Genomic DNA, 11,513 nt, shown 5'->3' on the forward strand with positions numbered 1-11,513 from the left:
AGACAGAAAAAAGCCGGTGCTGTTGCACCGGCCAAAAGGCATTGGAAAACTTGACTCTTCAGGGCATTACCAGTTTTTGCCGAGACGGGCATCCACACTGAAAGCCCCTGCTCCGGCCGCCGCCAGCGCCAGGAAACCACCGGCCACTGAGACGTTCTTCATAAACATCAGCATCTGCATCTGTTCGGCAGGCTGGTAGTGGAAAATAAAGGCAGCCATCAGGGTGAAACCGGCCAGCAGCACGGAGAGGCTGCGGGTAAAGAGACCGAACACGACGGCAAGGCCACCACCCAGCTCAAGCAGGATCACCAGCGGCAACATAAAGCCCGGCACGCCCATCGCTTCCATATAGCCCTGAGTACCGGCGTAGCCACCGATCTTGCTCCAGCCCGCCATTACGAACATCAGCGCCAGCAGTACACGACCCGCCAGCAGCGCTACATCTTTCATCTTGTCCATTTCATATTCCTCGTTTGTGTCACATCACCGCTGACTGCTTCAGGGTAGGTCAAATAACAGAGCTTGGCTGGCACAGGTCGCAACCAGCTCCCACCGGTATTCATCACGACTGAGCACCCCGTCGCCGGGTCGGGCAGCCAGACCGTTGGCGGTCAACTCCCCTGAAATCATCTGCAGGTAACCGTGTCGGCCAGCCAGTGCCCATTCGAGCGTCTCGCCCGGGGCCAGTTCCAGCCGCCATACGCGGGCCTGTTGGCGGATCCGCAGCGATCCCGCCTCGCCATCCGGTGACGCCACCAGCGTCATGCCCGGTCTGGACTCGATCTTCTTCTGCTGATACCCGGGTGGCGTGCCGAACTCGTTCGGCTCGATCCAGATCTGCAACAGGGAGAGAGGATCCGTCTGCGAGGGGTTGTACTCGCTGTGGCGGATCCCGCTGCCTGCGCTCATCAGCTGGAAATCCCCTGCCGGGATCTGCTCGGCATGGCCGAGGCTGTCCTTGTGCTCTATGGTGCCTTGCAGCACGCAGGTGAGGATCTCCATATTGGCGTGAGGGTGGGTGGCGAATCCGCCACCCGGCGCAACCAGATCCTGATTGATCACCCGCAGTACCGAGTGCCCCATCCACTCCGGGTCATAGTAGTGACCGAAGGAGAAACTGTGGCGCGCGTCCAGCCAGCCAAAGTTGGCCTTGCCCCGCGCTTCTGCGGCTCTCAATTGCATCATGGTCTGCTCCTCACCTACCGGGACGGTTGATTAACGCTGTTTGCCGCTACCGATGCCGAACGGAATACGGTATTCGCTGCTCTGGTCAGCCAAGCTGACGGTCAGGTTGCCCTGGGTACGGCTCGGGATCCGCACCTGCTGGGTGCCAGTCAGGTTGGCGTGGACTGATGCCAGCAGATCACCAGACTCGTCACGCACTTCCAGCATCGGATTGGCTTTGCCATCCATTGCGGCAGTGGCGTTCCAGTTCACAAACAGCACGCCGGGCATGGCATTGAAGTCAGCCGGTACGGAAGCTTGGGCGAAACCAGTGGTCATCAGGCCTGCAACGGCCAGCATCTTGATTACGTTTTTCATGTTCATTCACTCTCTTGTTTTATATGTCATTGCCAAGGCCTTTTCGGCCAGAATCAATGCATCCATGCAAGAGGTTATTCAAATAGTGTGTTGTTCTTTCACCGACATCAGACAGACCGATTTGGTGTGTCACAGTGCGGAACTACCCGCATATTTGGCCGCTCGACGTTCCTGCCTAAGCGTTGATTGAATATTAAAGTGACATGACCTAACTTGTTAGCGAGATAAACTGGCAAACATATTCAAAAAAATTGAAGGTGAGGAATGGCCAAGGAATCGAACAAGGAGCGGGCGCTGACCCTGGAGGCAATCCGGGTGCTGGATGCCATCGACCGCCGCGGCAGCTTTGCGGCGGCGGCCGACGAGCTGGGCAAGGTGCCCTCGGCATTGAGCTATACGGTGCAGAAGCTGGAAGACGAACTGGATGCCATGCTGTTTGACCGCAGCGGCCACCGCACCAAGTTCACCCCGGCGGGGCGCATGCTGCTGGAGCGCGGCCGGGTGCTGCTGGAGGCAGCCGAGCATCTGGTAGGCGAGACCCGGGCATTGGCCCGTGGCTGGGAGACCGACATCACAGTCGCCGTCGATGCGCTGGTCCCGGTGCAGGCCCTCTACCCCTTGGTGGAGAAACTGGCCGAGCAGACCGATACCCGACTGCGGCTGCGGGCCGAGGTGCTGGCGGGTAGCTGGGAGTGTCTGGAAGATGGTCGTGCCGACCTGCTGATCTCCTCCATCAACCCGGACATCATGATGACCGGCATCAAGCATCAGGTGATCAAGGAAGAGGTGATGCTCTACGTCGCCCATCCCGATCATCCGCTGCATCAGGAGCCCGAACCTCTGGCCGACGAGACCCTGCGCCGCTACCGCGCCATCGCGGTGGCCGACACAGCCCTGCGCAAACCGGTGCTCACCTACCGCCTGCTGGACAAGCAGCCGCGCCTCACTGTCAGCACCATGACGGAGAAACGGGATGCCCTGCTGGCAGGGATCGGGGTCGGCACCATGCCACAGAGCTGGATTGAGGAGGACATCCGAGCCGGACGGCTTAAGGTGATCAGCCCCGAATATCGCCATCAGCTGCAGGTCGTGCTGGCCTGGCGGCGAGACACCATGGGCAAGGCCAAAAGCTGGCTGGTGCGGGAGATACCAAAACTGTTTGCGACTGGTGAGAAATGAGATCCAGTTAACAGAAATGTTAATTGCATGCCTCACTTGACGCCCAATATCTTTGCTGATTTCATAGCCGCCTCATTGAACCCATGGAAGCTGTAGAAAATGAAAAAGAGTTTGCTGGTTGCCCTCACCACCCTGCCCCTGTTTGCCAATGCCGGCCTGATGGATTCGCTGACCGACAGCGTCACCAGCAGCGTCAAGGATGCGGCCAGCACTGCCGTATCCGGTGCCATGGACAGCGCATCCAACGAAGCCATCAAGAAGGCACTGGATATCAAGGAAGGCGGCTCCAACAAGCAGGCAGTCAAAGAGAAGCTGGGCGCTCCTGCCACCACCAAGACTGAATCCGGTCTGGAAGTGTGGACCTATGATCTGGATGCCCTGAAGAAGGCTTCTCCGCTGCTGGCAGAGACAACCACAACCCTGCTGAAAGATACCGACGCCGCCAAGAAAAACGTGGTCATCAAGTTCGAAGGCGAAACCGTCAAGAAAGTAGAGCTGACCGACAAGGCTCAGGGCTAAGTTCGCTCGTCCGGTGGAGTGGGCTGAACACCCGCATCGGCACAGATAGCAAGAGGGGGAGCATCAGGCTCCCCCTCTTTTATTGGCAATCACCAGCGTTCAGCCAATCTGCTGCTCAACGCAGTAAGCACAAAAAGGGTGGCATCGGCCACCCTTGGGTTGATAACAGCTGGCGCTGTTACTGGTTCGCTTCGGCGAACTGCTTCATCGCTTCAGCGTGCTTGGTCATGCCGGCGGCACGCTCGTTGAGCTTCTTGATGAACTCCGCCTTCTTGGCCGGATCTTCAATGCGGTCATAACGTTGCTGCAGGTTGGCCTGGATCTGCTCCGGGGTCATGTTCTGCATGCGGGCCATCTTGTCGTGGCGACCACTGTGGTGTTTGCCACCCATCATGCCACCACCGTCCATCGGGCAATCCACCATGGCACCGGGCTGGCCAGTGGGGGCCGCTTCACTGGCAGCATAGGCACCCAGCGGCAGGCCAAGGATCAGGGTGGCGGTCAGCAGGGTTTTGGTCAGCTTTTTCATGGTCTATCTCCTGTAGGGATGATTCTGGTTCGGCGCTCTTGCCTTGCCCTCAAGTAAACACCCTATCGGTGTCTGAACTTTGCCAGCATCACCCTTTTTTGTAGCAGAGTGTGGCATCGTGCGGATCTGGCACACTTTGACACAAACCGCCGGGCGGATTTTCGTATACTCGTGCCAACGCCAAGCAGGGGAGGTATTCATGAACCAGGGCAACACCCACATTCTGGTGGTCGACGACCACAGCGAGATCCGCGATCTCTTGAAGCGCTTTCTCGAACAGCACGGCCTGCGGGTCAGCTGCGCCCGGGATGGCAAGGAGATGAAGCGACTGCTGGAGGAGCGGGAGTTCGACCTGTTGGTGCTGGATCTGATGATGCCGGGTGAAGATGGCCTGACCCTCTGCCGCGAGCTGCGGGTCAAATCGAACCTGCCCATCATCATGCTCACTGCCATGGGGGAAGAGACCGACCGCATCATCGGATTGGAGATGGGGGCCGACGACTATCTGGCCAAGCCTTTCAATCCGCGCGAGCTGCTGGCGCGCATCAAGGCGGTGATGCGCCGCACCCAGGCAGAGACCCAACCCGCCGCCGAGACCCTGACCCGGGATCTGCGCTTCGCTCGCTGGCTGCTCGACGTCAATCGCCGGGAGCTGGTAGATGAGGATGGAGTGGGCCTCAGCCTCTCCACCGCCGAGTTCGATCTTCTCAAGGTGTTTCTGGAACGCCCGCAGCGGGTGCTGAGCCGGGATCAACTGCTGGATCTGGCCCGTGGCCGCGAGGCGGTAGCCTTTGATCGCGCCATCGATACCCTGGTGAGCCGCCTGCGCCGCAAGCTGGAGCGGGATCCCAAGAATCCGGAGCTGATCAAAACCATCTGGGGTGGCGGCTATATGTTCTCCGCCGACGTGACGCAGGTTTAAGCAGTGGGCACCTTGCGACGACTGTGGGCACGGATGTGGCCCAAGGGGCTGACCGGCCAGATCATTCTGGTGGCGCTGGCGGGCTTGATCCTGATCCAGCTGCTCAGCATCCAGATCTACCGCACGGATCGGGAGGAGGCGCTCGGCTTCGTCAACAGCCGCAACGCCATGCAGCGGATCATCTCTGTGGTCAGGCTGCTCTCCCTCTCCCCCCCGTCCCTCTATGACGAGATCCTCAAGGCGAGCCGCAGCGAGACTCTGCTGCTGCGCCTCTCCGACGAACCGCTGCAACCGGATAACCGCAGCCCCCGCTTCGAGCAGCTGGTGCGCTCGCGCCTCAACTACCCCCTCGGCCTCACGGTCGAGATCAGCGCCGAGCTGAAAGAGGATAACCAGCGCAGCAAAGCGTGGGAGCATCACGCCCGCATGATGCGGGATCGCAAGGGGCCGCCCCCGCCGCGGGATATGCGGCTCTACGGCTCCATCGAACTGCCTCAGGGGGGCTGGCTGCAGTTCAGCTCGCTGGTCGACAAGGAGGCGGGTAGCTGGTCGTGGCAGACCACCCTCAACCTGATGCTGGTCGCCAGTCTGGTGATCGGGCTGATGGTGCAGCTGTTTCGTCGCGCCACCCGCCCGCTCAAGCAGCTGGCAGGCAATGCGGAGCGGCTCGGACGGGGCGAGGATATCGAGCCCTTGAAAGAGGAGGGGCCGACCGAGATCCGCGAATCGATTCAGGCCTTCAACCGGATGCACACCCGACTCGACCGCTTCGTGCAGGACAGAACCCGGATGCTGGCGGCCATCTCCCACGATCTGCGCACCCCCATCACCAGCCTGCGGCTGCGCACCGAGTTTCTGGCCGATGGCGAGGACAAGGAGCGCATCCAGCAGACCCTGCAACAGATGGAGCAGATGCTGGCCGCGACCCTCAGCTTTGCTCGCGAGGAAGGGCAGCAGGAGGCCACCCGCGAGCTGGATCTGGTCAGCCTGCTGGTCAGCCTGTGCGATGACTATGCCGATACCGGCCAGCCGGTCACCTGTCTGGCGGAAGGCAAAGAGGTCTACGCCTGCCGGGCCAACACCCTGCGCCGAGTGCTGCAGAACCTGATCGGCAACGCCATCAAATATGCCGGCAGCGCCGAAGTGTCGCTGGAGCGGCGCAAGGAGGAGCTGTTGATCCGGGTCTGCGATAACGGGCCGGGGATCGATCCGGCGCGACTCGAGGATGTGTTCAAGCCGTTCGTGCGACTCGATGAAGCGCGCAACACCGAGTCCGGCAGTGTCGGGTTGGGGCTTTCCATCGCCCGCACTCTGGTCCATCAGCACGGCGGCGAGCTGACCCTGCTCAATCGGCCACAGGGGGGACTGGAGGCGCGGATCAGCCTGCCGCTGTAAGTAGTTACTCTATCCGCCAGCCTTGTCATGGCACCATTTGCATCATGCAAACTTCATCATTTGGGCGCTTGTTCTTCGATCAGAAAGGCGGTGATAATCGATGACCACGGGACGGTATACGGCAACGGATTGGAGCAAGGATGGCCTCTTCCAGGACAGGAGTCATAGTCAGTATCGGGTGGGGGCTCCTGCTGCTCGCCCTTGCCTTGCCTGTCTGGGCCAAAGCCCCGGAAGAGCCGATCATCATTACCAACTCCAAAGCCTGGCAGCCCTTCTCCTATATCAATGAGTCGGGCCAGCCGGATGGCCTGCTGATCGATTTGTGGCGTGAATATGCCAGGGTCACCGGCCAGAAGATCGAGTTCAGGCTGGTCGACTGGCAAGGCTCCCTCTACCTGCTCCATGAGGGGAAAGCGGACGTTCACGCCGGACTGCTATGGTCACCGGAGCGGGACAAGCTGTTCGACTATGGCCGGCCTCTCGCCCAGCTCGACTCCCAGCTCTTCTTCTCGAGCGAATTGCGCGGCACCGATGTCCACTACTACCTGCTCCATGAAACGGTCGGAGTGGTAGCCGGTGGCTACGAGGAGTATTACGCCAGACGATACTTCCCCGGCACCAGACTACAAACCTTCAATGACAATGACACCCTGCTGGCGGCGGCCTTTCGGGGCGACATAAAGGCCTTTATCGCCGATCTGCAGGTCGCCAACTTCTACATCTATACCTCGGACGATCCCACCCGCTTTATTCCGGTTCGCCACCTCTATACCGACCAGATCCGCTTTGCGGTGAAAAAAGGCGACCTTGCCCTGTTAAACCGGCTGGAAGAGGGCTTCGCCAAGCTCAAAGAGAGTGATCGGGAGCGGATCATCCGCAAATGGATGCATATCGAGACCGTCTACCCCATCCATCTCGGTCCCTGGCTACTGCTGGCCGGTGCATTGATCATGGTGGCCTACATAGTGCAATTGCGCCGCGCCGTTGCCAGCCGTACCACCGAGTTAAGCCGCGCCAACGCCAGACTGGAGAAGCAGGCCAGTACCGACCCGCTGACCTGCCTGCTCAACCGACGGGCATTCATGCCTGCCATGGAGCAACGACTGGCAAGCGGGGCTCCCTGTGCTCTGCTGCTGTTCGATGTGGATCACTTCAAGGAGACCAATGACCGCTTTGGTCATGGCATCGGGGATCTGCTGCTGGAAAAGCTGGCCACGACTGTGACCAACCTGTTGCCCGAAGAGGCTCTGCTGGCCCGCATCGGCGGCGAAGAGTTTTGCCTGCTGCTGCCGCTGGCCACACTGGCAGAGACAGAACAATGGGCCGAGCGTATCTGCCTGGAGAGCAACCGGCAAACCCTGCACACCAGCAGCGGCGAGGTGACTCTCTCCATCAGCACCGGGGCTGTCTGGGTCGCCGCAGAGAGAGAGGCTGATGCCGAGCAGCTACTGCGGCAGGCTGACGCCCTCATGTATCAGGCCAAGGGACGGGGGCGCAATACCTGGCAAGCCGCCGCCTATCAGGCGTAGTCCCCTGACGGACGCGCAATAAAAACGGCCGCCATCGGAAGATGGTGGCCGCATGACAGGTTCCCTATCAGAAGTTGTAGGTCACGCCCAGGTTGTAGCGGCGACCATCCAGCACAGTGCCATAGCTGCTGTAATCCACCGTCTTGTCGAAGAGGTTGTAGACCCCGGCAGTCAGATCCAGATGCTTGTTGGCCTTGTAGACCAAGCCCATATCAAAGAAGGTATAGGAAGGCGTCCCCTCCGCCATCTTGACCCGGTTCAGGTACTCGGAGGTCTCGCCACGGAAGTTTACCCGTGACCAGAGGCTGAACTCCTCGGTAGTCTGCCACTCTACGCTGCCGTTGAACATGTGACGGGGCATCTGGTTGAGGGCATGACCCGCCAGTGGACCACTCTTCTGCTCGGACTGGGTAAAGGTGTAGCTGGAGCTGACCGACCAGTCCTCATTGATGGCCCAATCCATCATCCCCTCGACACCGCGCATATTCGCCTTGTCGACGTTGACCCGATCACTGATAAAATCATAACTGTAACCATTGAGGGTACAGGCAGGATCGCTCTTGCTGGTGCAGCGACGCACTTCGGAGATTTTGTTCTTGAAGTCGGTGTTGAACAGGGTAACACCGGCGTTGAAGCCCTGATGACCGTTCCACAGCAGGCCGATCTCTTCACTCACGCTGGTCTCGGGTTTGAGATCAGGGTTACCGACAAGCATGCCATCCAGGCTGCCACCACCGGTGACCTGGCCCCAGTTGGCCGCCGACATCCGCAAGTCAGGGGAGCGGTAACCGGTTGATACGCCCCCTTTCAGGGTCCAGCTATCATCCAGATGCCAGACGCCGTAGAGGCGCGGGCTCCAGTGAGAGCCGTAATTCTGATCCCGATCCATGCGTGCGCCCCCTGTCAGGGCAAAGCTGTCAGTAAGTGACCACTCATCCTCGACAAACATCGCCCAACTCCAGCGGGTCAGCTGCTCGGCAGGGTTGGCTACTTTCATGTTATTGCCCTGGTCGTGCAGATCCTCATAGCGGTACTGACCACCAACACTCAGGTAGTGATCCCCCAGAATAAACTGGGTATGGGTATCGGCGATGGTGTTGGTAAGCTCCATCTTGCGAGCGGGGTTGCTGTTGGTCTCCTGCTGCAGATAGCTGCTGGAAGAGCCGAAATCATACTGGCCATCATGAGTCAGCGCATAGTTGGTGCGCTCATAGCGATAAAGGTTATCTTTCGCCTTGGCAGCCAGTGAATTGCCGGCCGTGCGATTCCGATCCTGTAGGCTGCGACTGGCTTCCAGATCGAAGCGGTTATGGTCATCAGGCTTGAAACTAAGCACCACCGTGCCACTGCGAGTCTCTTGCTCGGCAAAACCCTGGGTAAACTTATCCTCGCCACGATGGGCCAGCTGACCATTGAAGCGCAGCCCCAACACGCCATCGATCAGTGAACCTGCGGTATAGGCATCGGTCTGGAAGCTGTTGCCGGCATCTTTGTTCTCCTGGAAGGTCGAATCAGCGTGTACCGAACCCTGCCAGGCCAGACCGGTAGTCTTGCGGGTAATCACGTTAATCACGCCGCCCATGGCATCTGAACCATAACGGGATGACATGGGCCCGCGGACGACCTCAATCCGCTCGATTGCCTGTAGCGGCGGTAACCAACCCTGCTCGATACCGGGTCCATCACTATTGGGGCGGGTACCACGGCTATCCACCTTTTTACCATCAACCAGCATCAGGGTGTATTTCGAGCCCATACCGCGAATGCTGATATCACTGCTGCTGCCACCACCGGTCACTACCACACCGGGAACATCCTTCAGTGCGTCGGTCACATCGCGATAGGCGCGCTTCTCCAGCTGCTCGCGAGTAATGACAGAGATAGAAGCTGCGGAATCCTCGATTTTTTGCTGAAAACCCGAGGCGGTGACAACCATCACTTCCTGTTCGGAAGCTACGGCGTGAATAGAAAGAAGAGAACCGATCAGCAAGGCAAGCTTGCTTGGTTGTATTGTTGTCATGATTTGGCCTGAACGTTTCAAGTAGGAAAGTGGCGTATTCCCTTACTTCACTCGTTACAAGACCCGGCCTCCTGCCGGGGACGGCGATTAATAAATGCTCATTTGAAACGCAACTTATTAATCGGTCTGGATTGTAACGACCAGGGCAAGATCAATCAAACAATAATCATTATCATTTAAGTAATTATAGTTAAATCCGCTTGAACGCGAAGCATGAGGCAGATGCTATATAACATCATGATTTATAATGATTAGTTTACTTATAGAAGGGATTGGTAGGAGCAGGCTGCAAACCAGTGCGGATAACAGCAAACCAGACGCCTGGATTACAGGCAATAAAAAACCCCACTCATCGAGCGGGGTTCCTTGTATTGGATGCCTGGCAGTGTCCTACTCTCGCATGGCGAATGCCACACTACCATCGGCGCTACCGCGTTTCACTTCTGAGTTCGGCATGGGATCAGGTGGTTCCACGGCGCTATGGCCGCCAGGCAAATTCTTAATCTAGAAAGCTGACGTGAATAACGACTAGGTCATTATCACTGAATTAGTAGTTCGCTTGGTATCTGTTACAAGCCTTAGAACACTTCTTGGGTGTTGTATGGTTAAGCCTCACGGGTAATTAGTATGGGTTAGCTCAACACATCACTGCGCTTACACACCCCACCTATCAACGTTGTGGTCTCCAACGGCCCTTTAGGACCCTCAAGGGGTCAGGGATGACTCATCTCAGGGCTCGCTTCCCGCTTAGATGCTTTCAGCGGTTATCGATTCCGAACTTAGCTACCGGGCAGTGCCACTGGCGTGACAACCCGAACACCAGAGGTTCGTTCACTCCGGTCCTCTCGTACTAGGAGCAACTCCCTTCAATCATCCAACGCCCACGGCAGATAGGGACCGAACTGTCTCACGACGTTCTGAACCCAGCTCGCGTACCACTTTAAATGGCGAACAGCCATACCCTTGGGACCGACTTCAGCCCCAGGATGTGATGAGCCGACATCGAGGTGCCAAACACCGCCGTCGATATGAACTCTTGGGCGGTATCAGCCTGTTATCCCCGGAGTACCTTTTATCCGTTGAGCGATGGCCCTTCCATTCAGAACCACCGGATCACTATGACCTACTTTCGTACCTGCTCGACCTGTCCGTCTCGCAGTTAAGCTGGCTTATGCCATTGCACTAACCTCCTGATGTCCGACCAGGATTAGCCAACCTTCGTGCTCCTCCGTTACTCTTTGGGAGGAGACCGCCCCAGTCAAACTACCCACCAGGCACTGTCCGCGAGCCCGATTCAGGGCCCTGCGTTAGAACATCAAACATACAAGGGTGGTATTTCAAGGACGGCTCCAGCGCAACTGGCGTCACGCCTTCAAAGCCTCCCACCTATCCTACACATGTAGGTTCAATGTTCAGTGCCAAGCTGTAGTAAAGGTTCACGGGGTCTTTCCGTCTAGCCGCGGGTACACCGCATCTTCACGGCGAATTCGATTTCACTGAGTCTCGGGTGGAGACAGCATGGCCATGGTTACACCATTCGTGCAGGTCGGAACTTACCCGACAAGGAATTTCGCTACCTTAGGACCGTTATAGTTACGGCCGCCGTTTACCGGGGCTTCGATCAAGAGCTTCGCTTGCGCTAACCCCATCAATTAACCTTCCGGCACCGGGCAGGTGTCACACCCTATACGTCCACTTTCGTGTTTGCAGAGTGCTGTGTTTTTGATAAACAGTCCCAGCCATCTGGTCACTGCGACTCCCAACTGCTCCATCCGCAAGGGACTTCACTGTCAGGAGCGAACCTTCTCCCGAAGTTACGGTTCTATTTTGCCTAGTTCCTTCACCCGAGTTCTCTCAAGCGCCTTGGTATTCTCTACC

At 58.1% G+C, this 11,513-nt stretch carries 10 protein-coding genes and 2 rRNA genes (1 of these 12 only partly in view); 5 read left to right on the top strand and 7 right to left on the bottom strand.

Going from position 1 to position 11,513, the window contains the following annotated elements; translation table 11 throughout:
- Positions 1-66 precede the first annotated feature (66 nt).
- Genes I6L34_RS09425 through I6L34_RS09435 form a run of 3 tightly spaced genes read right to left on the bottom strand, consistent with a single transcriptional unit; the run spans position 67 to position 1,548 of the window.
- Positions 67-459, bottom strand: coding sequence for a DoxX family protein (locus I6L34_RS09425; protein WP_159157816.1), 393 nt, complete (start codon positions 457-459; stop codon positions 67-69).
- Between the two features lie 39 nt (positions 460-498).
- A complete protein-coding gene (locus I6L34_RS09430) occupies positions 499-1,185 on the bottom strand; it encodes a pirin family protein (RefSeq protein ID WP_159157817.1) in 687 nt (228 codons plus the stop codon).
- Positions 1,186-1,215: 30 nt separating this feature from the next.
- The gene (locus I6L34_RS09435; RefSeq protein WP_013723379.1) at positions 1,216-1,548 is read right to left on the bottom strand and encodes a hypothetical protein; all 333 of its coding nucleotides are present in this window, start codon (positions 1,546-1,548) and stop codon (positions 1,216-1,218) included.
- 258 nt (positions 1,549-1,806) lie between these two features.
- Here I6L34_RS09435 and I6L34_RS09440 point away from each other — a divergent pair, with 258 nt between their 5' ends.
- Together I6L34_RS09440 and I6L34_RS09445 are read left to right on the top strand one after the other, a co-directional pair.
- Positions 1,807-2,721 (top strand): LysR family transcriptional regulator, encoded by a 915-nt coding sequence (locus I6L34_RS09440; RefSeq protein WP_159157818.1) that lies wholly within the window; start codon positions 1,807-1,809, stop codon positions 2,719-2,721.
- Between the two features lie 99 nt (positions 2,722-2,820).
- Positions 2,821-3,240: a hypothetical protein gene (locus tag I6L34_RS09445; RefSeq protein WP_019446736.1), complete on the top strand. Its 420-nt coding sequence runs from the start codon at positions 2,821-2,823 to the stop codon at positions 3,238-3,240.
- Between the two features lie 178 nt (positions 3,241-3,418).
- On the opposite strand, the gene I6L34_RS09450 is transcribed toward I6L34_RS09445, so the two are convergent.
- Positions 3,419-3,769: a hypothetical protein gene (locus I6L34_RS09450; protein WP_216956682.1), complete on the bottom strand. Its 351-nt coding sequence runs from the start codon at positions 3,767-3,769 to the stop codon at positions 3,419-3,421.
- Between the two features lie 199 nt (positions 3,770-3,968).
- Here I6L34_RS09450 and I6L34_RS09455 point away from each other — a divergent pair, with 199 nt between their 5' ends.
- From I6L34_RS09455 to I6L34_RS09465, 3 genes are all read left to right on the top strand, one after another.
- Positions 3,969-4,691, top strand: coding sequence for a response regulator (locus I6L34_RS09455; protein ID WP_216956683.1), 723 nt, complete (start codon positions 3,969-3,971; stop codon positions 4,689-4,691).
- A gap of 33 nt (positions 4,692-4,724) precedes the next feature.
- Complete coding sequence (locus tag I6L34_RS09460; RefSeq protein WP_075115775.1) at positions 4,725-6,086, top strand: ATP-binding protein; 1,362 nt, start codon at positions 4,725-4,727, stop codon at positions 6,084-6,086.
- 140 nt (positions 6,087-6,226) lie between these two features.
- Complete coding sequence (locus I6L34_RS09465) at positions 6,227-7,615, top strand: transporter substrate-binding domain-containing protein (RefSeq protein WP_075115774.1); 1,389 nt, start codon at positions 6,227-6,229, stop codon at positions 7,613-7,615.
- 67 nt (positions 7,616-7,682) lie between these two features.
- Here I6L34_RS09465 and I6L34_RS09470 read toward each other — a convergent pair whose 3' ends face one another.
- The 3 genes from I6L34_RS09470 to I6L34_RS09480 all read right to left on the bottom strand — a co-directional run.
- Positions 7,683-9,635 (bottom strand): ligand-gated channel protein, encoded by a 1,953-nt coding sequence (locus I6L34_RS09470; protein WP_058057074.1) that lies wholly within the window; start codon positions 9,633-9,635, stop codon positions 7,683-7,685.
- Positions 9,636-10,012: 377 nt separating this feature from the next.
- Positions 10,013-10,127 (bottom strand): 5S ribosomal RNA (gene rrf / locus I6L34_RS09475).
- Positions 10,128-10,236: 109 nt separating this feature from the next.
- A 23S ribosomal RNA gene (locus I6L34_RS09480) occupies positions 10,237-11,513 on the bottom strand; it runs 1,613 nt beyond the window's last position.

Source organism: Aeromonas sp. FDAARGOS 1404, from assembly GCF_019047085.1.
Classification (GTDB): Bacteria; Pseudomonadota; Gammaproteobacteria; order Enterobacterales; family Aeromonadaceae; genus Aeromonas; species Aeromonas veronii.